The following is a 17,069-nucleotide window of genomic DNA, read 5'->3' as shown; positions in this document are numbered from 1 at the left end:
TCCAATTACTAAATCCCTCAAATGTCGTGAAAATATTATCCTCTCTTTCAATCCTATTGCGTTTCAGTTCGCTGATCGCTTTTCTGTTCCTCATGCTGACAGCCTGTACAGAAGAGGTATTTGTTGAACCTAAACTTTATGGGTCGGTCTCTGGTCAGGTGCTCACTTTGGATGGAAAAAAGCCGCTGGAAAACGTATTGGTTCGTATCAGCCCTTCAGGAAAGAATATTACGCCCGATGCAGAAGGTAATTTTCGTGTGGACAGTTTGCCGGTCGGGAAATACAGTGTTCAGACTACCGTAGACAAGTATAAGAGCGATTTGTCGTCAGTAGAAGTTGAAGCCAATAAAACTACTACGGTATCCGTTTTTCTGAGCCTTGACAATAACCAGAACAAAGCGCCACTGGTGCCTGTGATCGTAAAACCTGCAGATAATGCTCAGGAAGTACCGCTTTCAACAGTATTGGCATGGAAAACCTCGGATCCCGAAAAAGACTCCTTGCGTTACAGTGTCATACTTTTTAAAGAAGGGCAGCCTACTACTGTCCCTATGGTGACGGGCTTACATGTAGATACGCTGATTGTAAATAATCTCGAATATGCTACAACCTATTACTGGCAGGTAATTACGACTGACAGCATCAATAAACCGGTTTACAGTGAAGTTTGGTCATTCAAAACCCGGCCTGTTCCTGATCATCCGTATGTGTTCAGCAGACAGGTCAATCAGAACTACCAGATATTTTCATCAAATGGCACTGAAACAATTCAGCTGACGACGTTAGGAGGAAACTGGCGTCCTGTTGTGAGTCCAAACAGAGAAAAGGTTGCGTTTATATCCAATGTAAATACGGATCCTCATATATATGTCTCAAACAGAGTGGGTAAGGAGCTCAAACGCGTTACAGTGGTTCCCATTGCGGGTGTAGCGCTGATGGATCTTTCATTCTGTTGGTCACCCAATGGGCTGGAAATTCTTTATCCTTATTACGACAAGCTGTACGCGGTGCACACAGATGGAAGTGGCTTACGTGTTGTAGCGGAGGCACCTGCCGGCAGATTCTTCGCTGGTTGCGACTGGACTTCACAAGGAAACAGGATCATCGCGAGGGTAACCGGTAGTACCGTTTATGATAATGAACTGTATATGGTGAATCCTGCAACGGGTGTACTTACCAAATTGGTAACAGGACGGCCGGGTAAAATGGGCAATCCGGATTTTTCGGTGGATGGAAAAACCGCTGTGTTCACACTTGATGTTGCCAACTTTCAAAACATAGAAGGCCGCCAGCTGGATTCCCGGATTTTTACAGTTGACATCGCGACAGGAATATCCTCTGATATATCTATAGGAAAAACGCGCGGGAACAACGATCTGGATGCGCGCTTCTCACCGAATGGGGCAAAAATTATTTTCACAAGTACAAGCAATGACGGTTTCTCGGAAAAATCTCTGTACACAATGGATCCTGATGGGCAAAACCGGCTCGAAATACTCAAAAATGCAGAAATGCCATATTGGCGATGACTGCAAAATAGGAAACAGGGAAGCGTTCCCAAGCTTTTAGCATCATCCTTAACCTCAACATCATTATGAAAAATTACAACAACCTCTTAAAACGTTGCGTCATTGTTATCGCTGCAGGTCTGATTTCGTTACATGGTTTATCCGTGTCCGCGCAATGTACCAACGACCTGTCAATTCCCTCAAATTTGCTTGGGGCTGGTTTCAACGGAAACGGGAATTTCAATGTCATAGTCCTTGGAAATTATGCTGCTGTTACCGGTATCTCTGAAGGAAGGCTTGCTGTAGGCGGTAGTTTTACGCTTAACAGTCCCAATCAGGGCTTTACAGTGGGAGTGGGGGCGGACGCTCCGGCTACATCCGATAATTTTATCGTTGAAGGAACCTATACCAATACTTCAGGTCAGGAGGCTTCTTTGAAAGGCAATTTCTTCTATGGAGCTCTTGGGGCTCTGACGCCCGCGCCCACTGTCACCTCGCCTGGCACGGTCACCAACCTCACGGGCAGATTGAATTTCACAGGAATGCGGTCTCATTACGATGGATTAAGTGCTGGTTACGAATCTCAACCAGCTTCCTCTGCTCCTGATCCTATTGTCTCTGGTTCAACCCTTACACTTACAGGCGATAATACAGTCCGGAATTATGTGTTTAATGTAACGTTAAGTACCAATACCATCACGGGTATTAATTTCGTGAGCATTCCCGCAGGATCAGGAATTTTGATTAATATACTTAATAGCAGTGTGTCGCTGGCCTCTGGCGGAACGGGTATGGTGGCAACGCACAAGGAAAAGACGTTACTGAACTTTCCCAATGCCACTGCTATTCTCATGAATGGCTTCACACTGGAAGGTGGAATTCTGGCTCCGAACTCTAATTTGTCTGCAACAGGTAGCCCTAGTGCTATCAACGGACCGGTGGTGATTGGACGAGACATTAATCAGACAGGAACACTCAATTTCAACAATACCTGTTTCAGCTACCCGCTACCTGTAAAACTTACTGAGTTTAAGTTAAAAAAGGAAGGTGAGCTTACTAATCTTGCCTGGAAAACCAGCTCTGAAAGTAATGCTGACCGCTTCATTATCGAACGCAGGAATCCGAAAGCCAGCTGGAGCGCAATCGGTGACGTGGCAGCCAAAGGGACAAGCAATGAAGCAGAACGCTATACATTCACAGACAGGTCCCCGTTAAACGGAATTAATCTTTACAGATTGAAAATGACCGATCTGGACGGGACCTATGCCTATAGCTCCATTCTGAGTACGGATTTTAGCTTTACAAATGAACCATTACTTCGTCCTAATCCTGCGACTGACTACATTACTTTTTCAGACTGGAGCAAAGTGGCAAATGTGAAAGTGCTGAATCAGAAAGGTAGTCTGGTTTTGGCAGGTAAAGAAAAAAACCAAAAGGTGGATATCAGCAGTTTGGCAAGCGGGCTGTATCTTCTTCGGATCACTGCCACAGACGGTAGTGTATCCACACGACGCTTCATTAAAAAGTAGCAGGAGGTTAATACGCAAAATGAGCGGGACGTTGGTATCCCGCTCAATTTTGTTTTTATAAAATATTGCATTTCAGCTGGCTGCACGTGCAGCTCTGTATTGTCTCAGATTAATCATCAATACACTGAATAAGATAATGATGAGTCCAAGAATCTGCATTTTAGTAATGGATTCACCTGCGAAGAATATGCCCAACAACACCGCAACCACAGGATTGACGTAGGCGTATGTACTCACTTTCGTTGCGGGCTGCACTTTCAACAACCATACATAAGCGCTGAAGCCGATAATAGAGCCAAAAATAATCAGATAAACCACAGCCAGCCAGGAACCCGTCGGAACCGAGGACAGATCCAGCTGGTTCAGTTCGCCTGAAAGTAAACTGCATGGAGCAAAGGCAAGCCCGGCCGCCAGCATTTGCCAGGTACTGTTTACAACAGCGCTATTCTGTGTTGAATTATACTTTGAGTACAGTGAACCTCCGGCCCAGGTCATGGAGCCAATAATAACAAGCAGCATCGCGAACAAATCCCTTCCACTGTTGAGACTAGTGAATGTGCTCATTACACGTTCACTGAAAAGCAAAATTACCCCTGCAAAACCAATGATCAAACCTACAATGGTTGATCTGTTGCTTAAGTTTTCCTGCCATTTGGGTTTGTCGAGCAACACAAACCAAATCGGAGAGGAGGAGATCATGATAGCCACCATGGCACTGGGCAGAAACTGTTCCACCCAGATTACAACCCCGTTTCCGACAAAAAGTAGTAGCAGACCGGTAATGATGGCGGGTTTTATATTTTTAAAGTTAAAAACATTTTCACCCTGAATTAGGGCCCAGGCCATCATGAGTAGGCCGGCAATAATGAAACGAAATGCACCAATAAAAAACGGAGGCAGACCTTCAAGTGCTTTGTGAATAAAAAAATAGGTAGATCCCCACACGATGTAAACGATGGCGAATGCACTAGCTACCATCAAAGTAGACGGCGCTTTTTCCTGCTGGGTGTTCATGTCTGTTTATTTTTCCGGAATTACTAATTGTTGTGCTTCTTTCACAGTTTCCAAAACGATGGTGGTTCTGGTAGACAGGATATTGGGGATTTTACTGAACGAATTACGCATCAGTTCCATCAGAGATGCGGAATCAGCCGTCCGAACCTTCACCAGGTAACAGTCGTCTCCTGCGATGTGATGCACTTCCTGAACCTGCGGAATCTTGGCCAGTTCTGTAGCAGTGGTATTGCATCCCATACCATCCGACGAACGAAGCGCTATAAATGCCAGCAACTTCTGATTGACTGCAGCAGGATTGAGCCGGGTTGTATATTGAAGCAGTACATTTTTTTGCTCCAGTTTTCTGACACGCTCCAGTACAGCAGATGGCGCCATTTCTACCTCACGAGCCAGATCCGCATTTGAAATCCGGGCATTCTCCTGCATCAGCCTGAGTATTGCAAGGTCTGTTTTATCTAAAACAATCTCTGATTCGCTATTCATTCTGCAATTTTATGAAAATTTAGAATAATATTCAATTTGTGAGTTAGATTGGTGAATATAATTCTAATTGTGATAGGAGAGGAACATAGGATTGGGGATCAGGTTATTTAAAAATGACGAACCTTGACAATTACTGGCAAAGCTTTTTATACATTGGGGAATATTCATCCAGATTCATTTTTTATTTTCATGTTGCCCGACAGAAACACGATTAAACTGCTTCGTATTCCATTTTTCATTTTTCTGATGCCGTTGTTTCTCTTCGCGGTGAGTCAGGCGGAGTACATTCAATCCCCTCAGGTTTATATCGCATTTCTGATCATCCATTTTTTGATATATCCTGCCAGTAACGGTTACAATAGTTATGTGGATCGGGACGAAGGGAGTATCGGTGGACTGGAAAAGCCACCTATGCCGACAAAATCTTTGTTTCACCTAACACTGGTGATGGATGCATCGGCCATTATTCTGGCGGCCACACTGGTTCACGTTCCTTTTGCCTTGTGTCTGATCATTTATATAGCAGCATCCCGCGCCTACAGCAGCAGAATCATCAGACTAAAAAAATATCCATATGCAGGTTTTTTAACTGTAGCCATTTTTCAGGGAGCATTTACTTTTTATCTGTCGTATTGGGCTGTGGCCGGGCATCCGCTTGCTCTGACCGTACCTCATATTTTCCTGCTATGCGGATGTACATTGCAGATAGCGGGAGCTTATCCGCTCACACAAATCTATCAGCATGAGCAGGATCTGAAAGACGGAGTGGTAACGCTCAGCTATAAACTGGGATACAAAGGCACATTTGTTTTCACGGCGGCGATGTTTGCCTTGTGTAATTTTTGTTATTATCTGTATTTCGTAAATATTGGTAATGGAATGATTTTTTACCTGGTACAGTTGTTCTTTTTGCCGATAATCGCCTATTTTCTGTATTGGTTTTTCGCTGTGAGTAAGAATACCGAAGCTGCCAATTTCAGCAATACGATGCGTATGAACTGGATTGCAGCGATGTGTATGAATAGTTGTTTCATCGTTCTCATTTTTATTAATCATTTTCGTTGAGTTATATATCCGCTATTGAGACAGCCGTTCCCGACTACTGCTATACACAGCAGCAACTTACGTCATTCTATGCAGCTTCTACCACAGATATTTCCGATCAGAGGAAGATACGGATTGTGGCTTCGAAGACAGGTATTGAGCACCGTTATTCTGTGATCGGTGATTTCGACAAGCCTTATCAGGATTACGTTTTTTTTTCCAAAGACAGCTCCTTGCTTCCTGAACCAACGTTGTCGGCGAGAATGGAATGGTACAAGCGTTACGCTACAGAGCTTTCATTGAAGGCTGTGAAGAAAATCAAGAATTTCGATCAAATCAAAACCGAAATAACGCACCTGATCACTGTAACCTGTACAGGTTTATTTGCGCCCGGACTGGACATTGAGCTGATTCGCGCTTTGGATCTGGCGCCTTCGGTCCAGCGAAGCAGCGTGAATTTTATGGGCTGCAACGCAGCAGTTATTGCGCTGAAAAATGCGGATGCCATATGCAGGAGCAGACCTAATGCGCGCGTGTTGGTTGTTTGTACAGAGCTTTGTACGATCCATTTTCAAAGGCGGTACAATGAGGATTATCTGCTCTCCAACTTGCTGTTCGGGGATGGTGCGGCGGCTGTACTCGTGGATAGTGAGGCACAAATCGAATCATTACCCCATGTCAGAATCAACAAGTTTGACTCTCTGATATTGCATAACGGATATCAGGATATGGCATGGCAGTTATCAGAAACAGGATTTATCATGAACTTGTCATCCTATGTTCCCGGGCTGATCAGCGGGAATATTGCCGCCATGCTTAAAGCAATTGATCTGGATGCGGACTCAATTGATCACTGGGCAATACATCCCGGAGGAAAACGTATTCTGGACGATTTTGCAAGTGCGCTGAAACTGGACTCCACAGCGCTTCAGGCATCTTATGACGTATTAAGAAACTACGGTAATATGTCGTCTCCAACCATCCTTTTTGTCTTAAAACAAGTATTGGAAAATACTGTAGCCAGCGCCGGTGACCGTATCTTTTCTGCTGCTTTTGGACCCGGCTTAAGTATCGAAACCATGCAGCTGTCCTATGTTTAGTTACCGTTCTGTAGAAAAGGAATTGCTTGATCAGGAAAATATTCCTGCACAGGATTTGTATCAAAATCTGAGAGAACTTGATTTTATCAATCATTGGCTGGGCGGTTATGCTATTTCATTTTCTGCTTTGAAGAAGGTTCTAAAAGAGGATAAAAATATGCATCTGGTGGATATTGGCTGCGGGGGAGGCGATACACTCAAACGTATAGCAAAGTGGAATGAAGGGAAACAGTACGGTTTGAAATTGTACGGTGTGGATCTAAAATCGGTATGCATCAATTATGCTGAAGAAAATCTGGAAGGTCGTGATGTAACTCTGATTTGCGATGATTACAGAAATGTATTTGACCATATAGAGCATGCGGATATTATACATGCGTGCCTGTTCTGTCATCATCTTTCTAGTGAACAACTCGTCGAGCTGGTCAGGTTTTGCCGGGATAAAGGATGTATTTTGGTTGTCAATGATTTGGAGCGCAATCCTATTGCTTATTATTTCATAAAGTGGCTCACACGCTTGTTTTCTAATTCCTACCTTGTGAAAAATGATGCTCCACTTTCTGTTTTGAGAGGTTTTAAAAAGAAAGAATGGTTAGGAATTTTGCAAAAGGCAGGTGCTCAGAAATATACCGTTCAGAACAAATGGGCATTCCGCCATCAGGTTATTGTTTATCCTTAAATAGATATGTCCGAAAATAGCAGGCAGTTCGACTGCGCAATAGTGGGTGGTGGATTGGCAGGCTTGTGTCTGGCCATTCAACTCGCCGATGCCGGATTTGCAGTGGTGGTTTTTGAAAAAAATCAGTATCCCTTTCACAAAGTTTGCGGGGAGTATATTTCTATGGAGAGCTGGAGCTTTCTCAACAAATTGGGACTTCCCCTTCAGGAAATGAATCTACCTGAAATTAAGCAGCTAGGAATCAGTTCGCAGAAGGGGTTTATGCTCAATCAGAAACTGGATATGGGTGGGTTTGGGATCAGCAGATTTACGCTGGATCATCGTTTGAGCGAGCTTGCTGTTGGCAAAGGAGTGACTGTTTTGGATGGCTGTCGGGTTAACAACGTTCATCCTGCTGCTAACGGATTAAAGGCAATTCAAAGTGCGAAAGGTGATTTTTTAGCCAAGGTCGTTTGTGGTAGTTTTGGAAAGTATAATCCTGCCTTTGTGGAAGCTGGCGGTAAATCAGGACTGAACTATATTGGTGTTAAATATCATATCAAAACGGATCTGGCCGCTGATCGCATTGAGTTACATAATTTTAATAAAGGCTATTGCGGAATATCCAGGGTAGACAACGATCAGTATTGCTTGTGTTATTTGACGGAAAGCAGTAATCTGCTTGCACATGGTAAAAATATCAAAGCCATGGAAGAGGCTGTTTTGTGTGAGAATCCCTATTTGAAAAAGTACTTTACACAATCAGAATTTGTCTACGATCAGCCTCAGGTCATCAGCAATATTTCATTCAGCAAAAAAAGTACCTATTCCGGAGGTATGTTCCTGCTCGGTGATGCTGCCGGATCTATTACGCCATTATGTGGTAATGGCATGAGTATGGGCATGCGTGCATCTTATTTGCTGGCTGGTGAGCTTGTTTTATTATTGACAGGAAATAAGGATCTGGATCAGGCTGTGGCAAACTATGACCGGCTCTGGAACCTTCATTTTTCTACCAGAATTAAGACCGGGTATTATCTGCAATATCTGTTTGGCAAGAACAGGACTACCGATCTTTCTTTGAAGGTTTTGGATAAACTCCCCTGTCTTACATCACGGATGATCTCACTTACGCATGGTGATAGCTTCTGATCGTTTCAGAACCTGACCACATCCCAGAAACTATTGATTTTTATGACCTCATTTTGCTGACCTACACCTGCCTTTTGCATGAAGAATTCAAAAAGGAATGTGTTGAGCATGAGCATCAGCATGCCGTAAAAAATGTCTTCCAGTGGTATAGTCAATATCCGCATTGTCATATTTTCGGAATCGTTGTACCAAACAACGGGTTGATCCAGCCCGGTTCCGGTAAGTATGCCATTTACGATAATGAATGGTATAAGCAAAAACATATGCGAATAATAGAACAGACTCAACCAGCCGGGTTTCAGCACATATTTCATGATGAGAATAAAAACCGTGAGTCCGGCAGCCGTCCACGAAGTATACAATTTGTCATAAAAAAACGCACCCAGCAATAGAATCACAGCCAGAATAATATTGGTTATTTTTGACTCGTGAGAGAGACGGAAATCTGTTCCCAGCAAGCTTCGAAAGCAGTAGTAGGTGAAAAGACAGGCATAAGGAATACAAACAAAAAACAAAAGTTCTTCAATAGGTAACCCGAACAACTTGGTTCCGATCAGATACTTTTCCGTGAATCCCCAGACGCCAATTTCAGTAAAGTAACTGTCCCAAAGAACGAACGGAAATGCCGCCAGGAAAATGGCAGCCCAGACGAATAACCATTTTTTGTATAACTGTACTTTGGGATGAAAGGAAAACAGAAACGGAACAGCAATAGCTCCAACGTCAATCAGCAGATAGGTATATTTCATTTCGCGGTTTTTTGTGCTTCTCTGAAATATTTAAGTGGAACCCACAGCATACCAAAACATTCGCCCTGATGTTTTCCAAGGTGTTTGTGATGCATCTTATGTGCTCGTCTGATGGCTTTAAGGTAAACAAAGTCAGTATTGCGGAGTACCTTGAAACGCTGATGAATGAACACATCGTGTACTACGAAATAGGTGAAACCATAGAGCGTAATGCCTGCACCTATCCAGAACAGAAAGTTGAAGCCGGCATTCAGACCGAATAATAGACAAAGAATTCCCGGTATGGCGAAAATGATGAAGAAGTAGTCGTTTTTCTCAAAAAAATCGCCGTCGTCGCGCTGGTGATGATCGTGATGCAGAAACCACAGAAAGCCATGCATGAGGTATTTGTGAGCGAGCCAGGCAATACATTCCATGCCTACAAAGGCGGCCAGCACAATTCCGGTATTGATCAGTATCTGATTCATGTTGTTGAGTTAAGCCTTAATTTTTACTAGGAGCCATTTTGTTTGGTCTGAGGGATTCTGTTAATTACATCCTGGAAGCATATTTTGAGCCATTCTGTAAAATCATCAGGATTACTTTTAATTGCAACTGCAAGTTCTGAGGGTGTTATGTATTTAAAGTCCCCGACTTCCTGAGGATTCAGAACCGGTTTTTCGTCACTCACGCCCCAGAACACGTGATCAAGTTCATGTTCAATGAGCCCTTTGTCCAGTTCGGATTTGTATAGAAATGAGTACAAAAAATGCACCTCTGCCTGTATCCCCATTTCTTCTTTCAAACGTCTCAGGGCAGCAGCTTGGGTGGTTTCGTCAGGCAGTGGATGGCTGCAGCAGGTATTGGACCAAAGCCCTTCAGAATGGTACTTGCCAAATGCGCGTCTCTGCAATAATACTTCACCCCGGGAATTGAAAATGAATACAGAAAATGCTCTGTGTAACACGCCTTTCTGGTGTGCTTCGAGCTTCGGCATCAGGCCGATTTGCTTGTCATCAGCGTCGACGAGTACAACAGGAGAGTTCAAAAGGTCAAAATCAGAGTTTTCAGGAGCTAATAGCATTGGTATATATCATTAGTTGGGATTCTTTATTTGTAACCCCAAAAACATTATAAAAGATCAAACTGGTGTCGTAAAAGGGAACGAAACATCAGTCCGATTTTATTGTGGTCCGCTATGCGGATACGTGTGTTCATGACTTTTTCCGCAGGCGTATTCTTGATGATCAGAAACAGTTTATGGTAGTAATAATAAGCCAGATACACACCGCGCCGGGCTCCCGGGGGAAGTCTTTTTATACCCGCTAGAGCTTGCCGAAAATCCTCCTCAATTTCCATCTGAATAGCCTCTTTTTCTCTTTGTGAAAATTGCTCGAAATTGACACCGGGAAAGTAGGTTCTGCCCAGGAAAACGTAATCGGCTCTGAGGTCACGAAGAAAATTGACTTTTTGAAAAGCAGCACCTAGTTTCATCGCGAAAGGTTTTAAATCATTATAGGTCTTCTCATCACCTTCTGCGAACACCCGAAGGCACATCAGTCCGACGACCTCCGCGGATCCAAGTATGTATTGCTCATACGAATCAGAATTGTAGACGATCTTTTTAAGATCCATCTCCATGCTATTCAGAAAAGTATCAATCAGCTCCCATTCTATATTATACGTGTGTACAACATGCTGAAAGCTATTCAGAATCGGATTTATGCTGATTTTGTCCCGGATTGCCTCTTCTGTGTCTTTGCGGATTTTCTCCATCAGAAACTGCTTGTCGTAATCATGAAAGCTATCCACAATTTCATCTGCCAGTCTCACAAAGCCATATATACCATAGATCGGCGCATGAAAACCAGTTTTAAGAAAGTTGATACCCAAGGAAAACGAAGTGCTGTAGAGCTTGGTAGTTTTCTTGCTGCAGGAGGCAGATAAATTGTCGAATAGAAGTTTCATAGTGAGCCGTTTAAGGATTTCAATAATTCCGTTGCTGCAATTCTTCCTGATATGATGGAGGGTGGAACGCCCGGGCCGGGCACCGTGAGTTGTCCGGCATAAAACAGGTTTTTAATTTTCTTACTTTTCATTTTTGGCTTAAAGATCGCCGTCTGCATCAGCGTATTGGCAAGCCCATATGCATTTCCCTTATAAGCATTGTAATCATCAATAAAATCCTCTTTGGCATAACTCCTCTTAAAAAGAATATGAGAGCGGATGTCTTCCTGTGCAAAATGCTCCAGGCGATTCATTAATTTCTCAAAGTATTCATTTCTAATCTCTTCCGTATCAACAAGCCCGATAGCAATAGGCATGAGCACGAACAGGTTTTCGCACCCAGCCGGTGCGATTGAGTCATCTGTCCGCGAAGGACAGCAAACATAGAACAACGGCTTGGTAGGCCATTTTTTATCTTTGTATATCTCTTCAGCGTGCAGTTCAAAACTTTCATCAAAGAATAAATTATGATGCCTGAGCCTGTTAATTTTTTTGTTGATTCCCAGATAAAAAAGCAGGCAGGAGGGAGCAAAAGTTCTGCTTTCCCAATAAGAAGCGGGATAGGAGCGATACTGGTCATGAAGCATACTGCGCTCAATATGTTCATAATCAGCTGAGCCAATAACAGCATCAACAGAATGAGGCTGTCCGTTGGAATAGAGCGTGTGTATCGCAGAACCACTTACTTCCAGAAATCCTACGGTTTCTGAGGTCTTGATTTCAACTCCTGTTTCTGATGCGATTTTTTCAAATGCTTTTGCCACCTGTCCGAATCCACCCATGGGGTAAAATGTCCCCTGTTTTAACCCCGAAAAATTCATCAGACTGTACAGGGCGGGTGTGTCTTTAGGCATAGCACCCAGAAACAGTACCGGAAACTCGATCAAAGCCAGAAGCCTGGGGTCTTTAAAATATTGTCTTACAAATTTGCTGAACGAGGTGAACAGATCAATGTTGAGCGCGTCTCGAAATAAACTCAGACTGAAAAATTCGGTGATGGAATGTCCTGGTTTATAAACCATTTTGTTCATTCCCACTTCATATTTATGTTCTCCGTCGGCTATAAACTTTCTTAGTTTTGAACCTGCACCGGGCTCAACGGCCTCAAACAAGTCACAAACCTGGTCGAAGTCAGCCGGAATATCCCACACTTCATCTCCCGGAAAAATGACAGCGAATCCCGGATCCAGTTTTTTCAATTCATAAAAATCCGAAGTAGTTTTTCCAAAGAGGTTATAAAACTTTTCATAAACATCCGGCATCCAATACCAGCTTGGACCCATATCAAAAGTGAACCCTTCATGCTCAAATGTTCTTGCCCTGCCACCAGTCATGCTGTTTTTTTCGAATACAGTTACATCTGCACCCTTGCTCGCCAGGACTGAAGCCGCTGCCATACCGGCAAATCCTGAGCCAATTACAGCTACCTTTGACCGCTGCCGTTTAACGTCTATGTTATTCATTAGTTAAGTTGAGTGTATCTATAAGTTGATCCACGTGGGATATGTTGGTCATTCTGTTTTGCGTCATGATGGCCTTAAGTGACTGATCGCCTCCGGATATGAGTAGCTCATACTGTCCAAAATCGGAGTGAAGTTGATGAACAAGCGATTCAAGCTGGTTATCAGGAAGTGTTCTCACCAAAAAAGTATATATATGTGTAGGCTTACAAGCCTCTACGACCGTTTTCAAATCCCTATAAGGAACCCGTGCTCCCAGATAAATCACCTTTTTTCCATACTGGCGAATAAGATAATTTGCAAAAAGCAAACCAATCTCGTGGTCTTCGTCTTCATTCAGAAAAAGAATCCAGGTCTGCTCAGGTTGTTTTGGGTATGGAAGCTGGTCAATTGCTGTAAATAGTTTTTGCCTGATCAGATTGGATAAAAAGTGTTCCTGTGATGGAAGTAAGTCGTCCTTCGACCACATCAGACCGGTCCGAACGAGCAATGGATATACAATATTGATATAGGTTTTTTTCATCCCCAGCCTTTTCACCGCGTCGTTGAAGAGTTGATCAAACAGCTGAGCATCAAAAGTCGCCATGGCTATCAGCAACTGATTAATCAGTGCTTCAATATGAACATCAGAATGAAACGACTCAGATATGATTTTATCAATTTCTGAAGCTATCTCTGTTTGTGAAAGTTTACTGACGCGGGAAATCTTCATCCCTCTGTCTACAAGCGTGCAAACGTTCAGTAACTTCTTCAACTGAGTATCATCATAATAGCGGATGTTGGTGTCCGTACGTGCAGGTTGCAAAAGCCCGTATCGTTGTTCCCATATCCTGATCGTATGCGCTTTCTGATTGCTGATACGCTCCAGATCTTTGATAGAATAGTTACTCATTTTTGTTTAACGTTTATCAAAAATAGTTAAACAAAATTAAATTCAAAGATTATTTGTGATTATATCAAATAGATTCATACATTTGATATTGTAAGTATCGTATGTTTGATTTTAAAAATATCAATTTGTTATGAGAACTCATGAAATGTATTGGTCAGTAAACATCAAGTTTCTTCGTCTGCGTGAGAAGCTTAGTCAGGAAGTTTTAGCAGAAAAACTGGGTATTACCCGTGTGAAGTTAAATGCCCATGAAAGCGGGAGAACGGCTAACCCGACGATCGAGGATCTGATCAATTTTTCTGAATTTTTCAGAATGAGTATTGATAGTTTGTTGAAAATAGACCTGAGTAAGCTCTCTGATCAGAAGTTAAAAGACCTTGAAGCAGGCAGTGAGTTGTTCATGCAGGGAGGACATTTAAGGGTACTTGCTGTAACAGTGGACAAAGAAGACAATGAGAATGTCGAGTATGTACCTATTAAAGCAAAGGCAGGGTATCGCTCGGGTTTCAGTGATCCTGAGTTTTTAGCAACGCTTCCGAAATTCAATCTGCCTAATATTCCACGCAACGGTACTTTCAGGATGTTCCCGACTACAGGAGATTCTATGCTGCCGGTTCCCGAAGGAGCAGATATCATCACGCGTTATGTACAGGATTGGACTCGAATTAAAGCCCAGACACCCTGCATTGTTATATTAAAAGGAGATCAGGATTTTGTTTTTAAGCAGGTGACTATAAATCAAAACGGAACGGTTTTGTTACAATCATTTAATAAGCAATACTTCGGTTATACCGTTCCGATTACAGATGTTCTCGAATTATGGGAATATTACAGTTTCCATAGTAAGCAATTACCCGAACCGCAGACGGACATGCAGCAGCTTCTTAAAATGTTGCAGGATATGCAGAATGAGATCAAGGAACTCACGGGAAAAGTAAATCTCGGGTGAAGTTTATTATGGCACTGGCTTAGATTAGTGCAAAATACATTTATTTCAATCTGTAAATATACACCTAGTGGTATGTCGAATTATTTGTAGTGCAAATAAGAATAAATGGTCTTTATGGCTTCAAATGCGTATTTTTCTCCATAGAAGTCTGTTGATATACGTTGTAAGTGTTTGATTTTTCTCTCAGAGTATATATTCTAAATGTTCTATTTTGCTTAAATTTTAACCACGAATTATTCCGATTTAACCCCAAGCCCGGGGGGCGTTGTCCCAAAAAAATAGCCCTTCAAAAGTCGCATTCTACATTTGTTGAAAAGAAATCAAGTCAATTCAACAATGTATCATGAATAAGTTAAAATTAACTCTCCTTATGTCTTTGGCCGTTATAAGCTATAAGACACAAGCGCAAAGCCCAACAAGCGCTGCTTTAAACTTCAATGTTTTTACAAAAGGCGATGCTACGCTTAGCAGCCACGAATCAGAAGGACCGATTGCTATTGGTGGTAACCTTACAACGAACCAATATCAGATCAGCTTCGAATCAAAGTTGGGTGTATATAAGGTGAAGGATTTATCTATCGGGCTCGCAGTAAGAGGTGGTGTGAAGCTGGGAAGCGGTGCGCTGATGGTGAACGGTAATAATTATGTTAAAATCGGAAACTGTACGCCTGACGGCAATGGTGCTGATAAAGTAAAGGTCTGGTACAAGGACAATAACAACGCGACTTCAACCATTCATATTACGGGTGCCAGCAAAGAATATGGTGCTAACCCGATGATTAAAATCAATGCTAACGTAGGAACATTTAACCTGAATGCAGATAACATTACCAACCCCGTTTGTGAAAACGTATTTACGCAGGGAGCTAACCCAATAGATATAGATGGAGCATTCACTAAGTTTGCTTCCAGGTCTACTCAACTTGCAGCTTTGGCAGATAACTTGCCAATCCTGGATCAGAACGGAAAAGTGAATCCGAATGCTCCGATGGGTCCCTATCTAAAGAAAAGTGATATTCTTAGCAATCCTAAGATCAAGGTAGATCCGAACAAAATAAACGTACTTACCGTATCCGCTGAAGTTTGGCAGATTATATCCAACTCCAACGTGGAAGGAATGCCGCAAGGATATCAGCAAGGCACAACCTCTTACAATGGTCCGTTTGGTCTGATTGTAAATATCGTTAACTACGATACGTTTGCTTCTAAAGGAGAAGAGCTTAAATTCCCTCAATTCGGTGGCATTTCTTCAGATAAGGGTGGGTTAGTACTATACAACTTCCCTGATGCAAAAGGAACAGTAAAGCTGGCAGGTAATACCGAAATTAATGGTACTATTTTCGCTCCAACAGCTGATTTAATTAAGAACGGTTCGAATAACATCAATGGACAGGTCATTTCTAAAAGCCTGGTTCATCAGGGCGGAGAGATTCACTTCTTCCCATTCCTGCCTTCAATCGCTGAGCCTGTTACTCCGAAACTTACAGTAGCGGCAACACCTACATGTATTAAAGATGTTCCTTATGTATCTTACAATGTAACTGCCAACTTCAATACCTCGGGAGAATCTGCTCAAATCGAATGGATCAACTCTAATGGAAAAGTTATTCACACCAATAACAGCCAGCCTCTGAACGGAACCATTATTTTTCCGGGAGCTGCGGTGGATGCAAATGGTGTAGCGAGTGCATATCCGGGATGGCACCAGGCCAGTGCCGGTAAATGGGAACCGATTACAGATATTTTCTCCAGCTTACTTGATCCGGGCGCTACGATTCGTGTAACTGTAGGTACTTCTGAAACAGTAGGAATTACGTATCCGCAGTCTACTGCAACATGCCGCACCTCTCCATCTGTGTCTCTTCCCGTTAAAATAGCTGGTTTCAATGCGACAAAGGTGAACTGCGACGTGCAGCTTAAATGGAAAGTGACTGAAGCAAGTAACTTCTCACACTTTGTAGTGCAGCGCTCAACAGATGCAAGAACATTTACTTCGGTAGGACAGCTTAATTACACAGCAGCAAACAACGACTACATTTATACAGAATCCCCATTCTCAGTCGAGAACTCTCCTGCAAAAATTTACTATTACAGATTGGAGCAGGTTGATCTGGATGGATCAGTAGAATACAGCTCTATCCGCAGCGTAGAAGCAGGACAGTGCGATAGCCGTCTTTCGGTTGATTTTTACCCAAATCCGGTAGTAGATCAGATCAATGTAAAAAGCTACTCTGCTGTAACAAAACTGGAAATTATAAGTATGGCAGGTAAGAAAATTTACAGCGCAACGCCTGCTAACGGACAAAATGAAATTAAAGTGGATGTAGCTGGTTTTCAACAAGGAACCTACATCGTAAATGTTACAAATTCAGAAGGTCAACATTCTTCTAAAATTCTTAAAAGGTAACACTTAATATTGTTGAGTATATTGAAAACCTGCCTGTTAGTTAACGGGTAGGTTTTTTGTGTGTGTCAGGCATGTTCTATATCTATAGGGTGCAAGTCCCGAACGAGAGTTGCAGTACTTATCGTTAGCTGATGG

Annotated in this window: 16 protein-coding genes; 8 read left to right on the top strand and 8 right to left on the bottom strand. The window is 42.6% G+C overall.

All coding sequences use genetic code 11. The annotated features are described in order from the left end of the window. Positions 1-26 precede the first annotated feature (26 nt). Complete coding sequence (locus DSL64_RS22710) at positions 27-1,529, top strand: carboxypeptidase regulatory-like domain-containing protein (protein ID WP_147300409.1); 1,503 nt, start codon at positions 27-29, stop codon at positions 1,527-1,529. 65 nt (positions 1,530-1,594) lie between these two features. Beyond that, entirely contained in the window at positions 1,595-3,037 is a 1,443-nt protein-coding gene (locus tag DSL64_RS22705; RefSeq protein WP_115833238.1) for a choice-of-anchor A family protein, read from the top strand. A gap of 72 nt (positions 3,038-3,109) precedes the next feature. On the opposite strand, the gene DSL64_RS22700 is transcribed toward DSL64_RS22705, so the two are convergent. Both DSL64_RS22700 and DSL64_RS22695 read right to left on the bottom strand, forming a co-directional pair. Next, positions 3,110-4,051 carry an EamA family transporter gene (locus tag DSL64_RS22700; protein ID WP_229217193.1) on the bottom strand — a complete coding sequence of 314 codons (942 nt, stop codon included), beginning with the start codon at positions 4,049-4,051 and terminating at the stop codon, positions 3,110-3,112. A gap of 6 nt (positions 4,052-4,057) precedes the next feature. Further along, a complete protein-coding gene (locus DSL64_RS22695; protein WP_115833237.1) occupies positions 4,058-4,537 on the bottom strand; it encodes an Lrp/AsnC family transcriptional regulator in 480 nt (159 codons plus the stop codon). 123 nt (positions 4,538-4,660) lie between these two features. On the opposite strand from DSL64_RS22695, the gene DSL64_RS29345 reads away from it, so the two are divergent. From DSL64_RS29345 to DSL64_RS22680, 4 genes are read left to right on the top strand one after another with little or no spacing between them, the layout of a single operon-like run. Beyond that, positions 4,661-5,602, top strand: coding sequence for a UbiA family prenyltransferase (locus DSL64_RS29345; RefSeq protein WP_229217192.1), 942 nt, complete (start codon positions 4,661-4,663; stop codon positions 5,600-5,602). Further along, positions 5,599-6,681, top strand: coding sequence for a type III polyketide synthase (locus DSL64_RS29340; protein WP_229217191.1), 1,083 nt, complete (start codon positions 5,599-5,601; stop codon positions 6,679-6,681). The genes DSL64_RS29345 and DSL64_RS29340 overlap by 4 nt, the downstream gene beginning before the upstream one ends. Next, a complete protein-coding gene (locus DSL64_RS22685) occupies positions 6,674-7,360 on the top strand; it encodes a methyltransferase domain-containing protein (RefSeq protein ID WP_115833236.1) in 687 nt (228 codons plus the stop codon). Before DSL64_RS29340 ends, DSL64_RS22685 begins: the two co-directional genes overlap by 8 nt. Before the next feature lie 6 nt (positions 7,361-7,366). Further along, positions 7,367-8,491: an NAD(P)/FAD-dependent oxidoreductase gene (locus tag DSL64_RS22680; RefSeq protein WP_115833235.1), complete on the top strand. Its 1,125-nt coding sequence runs from the start codon at positions 7,367-7,369 to the stop codon at positions 8,489-8,491. Between the two features lie 5 nt (positions 8,492-8,496). Here DSL64_RS22680 and DSL64_RS22675 read toward each other — a convergent pair whose 3' ends face one another. Genes DSL64_RS22675 through DSL64_RS22650 form a run of 6 tightly spaced genes read right to left on the bottom strand, consistent with a single transcriptional unit; the run spans position 8,497 to position 13,578 of the window. After that, positions 8,497-9,240, bottom strand: coding sequence for a lycopene cyclase domain-containing protein (locus DSL64_RS22675; RefSeq protein WP_115833234.1), 744 nt, complete (start codon positions 9,238-9,240; stop codon positions 8,497-8,499). Next, entirely contained in the window at positions 9,237-9,707 is a 471-nt protein-coding gene (locus DSL64_RS22670) for a sterol desaturase family protein (protein ID WP_199539477.1), read from the bottom strand. Before DSL64_RS22670 ends, DSL64_RS22675 begins: the two co-directional genes overlap by 4 nt. A 26-nt stretch (positions 9,708-9,733) precedes the next feature. Further along, positions 9,734-10,303: an isopentenyl-diphosphate Delta-isomerase gene (gene idi, locus DSL64_RS22665; protein WP_199539475.1), complete on the bottom strand. Its 570-nt coding sequence runs from the start codon at positions 10,301-10,303 to the stop codon at positions 9,734-9,736. Between the two features lie 47 nt (positions 10,304-10,350). Further along, positions 10,351-11,187 (bottom strand): phytoene/squalene synthase family protein, encoded by an 837-nt coding sequence (locus DSL64_RS22660; protein WP_115833233.1) that lies wholly within the window; start codon positions 11,185-11,187, stop codon positions 10,351-10,353. Next, complete coding sequence (crtID, locus tag DSL64_RS22655; protein ID WP_115833232.1) at positions 11,184-12,689, bottom strand: bifunctional phytoene desaturase/3,4-desaturase; 1,506 nt, start codon at positions 12,687-12,689, stop codon at positions 11,184-11,186. Before crtID ends, DSL64_RS22660 begins: the two co-directional genes overlap by 4 nt. Next, the gene (locus tag DSL64_RS22650; protein WP_115833231.1) at positions 12,682-13,578 is read right to left on the bottom strand and encodes a MerR family transcriptional regulator; all 897 of its coding nucleotides are present in this window, start codon (positions 13,576-13,578) and stop codon (positions 12,682-12,684) included. The genes crtID and DSL64_RS22650 overlap by 8 nt, the downstream gene beginning before the upstream one ends. A gap of 130 nt (positions 13,579-13,708) precedes the next feature. Between DSL64_RS22650 and DSL64_RS22645 the strand changes: the two genes are divergently transcribed. Continuing rightward, entirely contained in the window at positions 13,709-14,527 is an 819-nt protein-coding gene (locus tag DSL64_RS22645; protein ID WP_115833230.1) for an XRE family transcriptional regulator, read from the top strand. 370 nt (positions 14,528-14,897) lie between these two features. Then, positions 14,898-16,934, top strand: a complete 2,037-nt coding sequence (locus DSL64_RS22640) for a choice-of-anchor A family protein (RefSeq protein WP_229217190.1) — start codon at positions 14,898-14,900, stop codon at positions 16,932-16,934. Positions 16,935-17,069: the final 135 nt, after the last annotated feature.

The sequence above is a fragment of the Dyadobacter luteus genome, from assembly GCF_003383615.1.
GTDB classification, from domain to species: Bacteria; Bacteroidota; Bacteroidia; order Cytophagales; family Spirosomataceae; genus Dyadobacter; species Dyadobacter luteus.
This window is presented reverse-complemented; position numbering and strand designations above follow the sequence as displayed.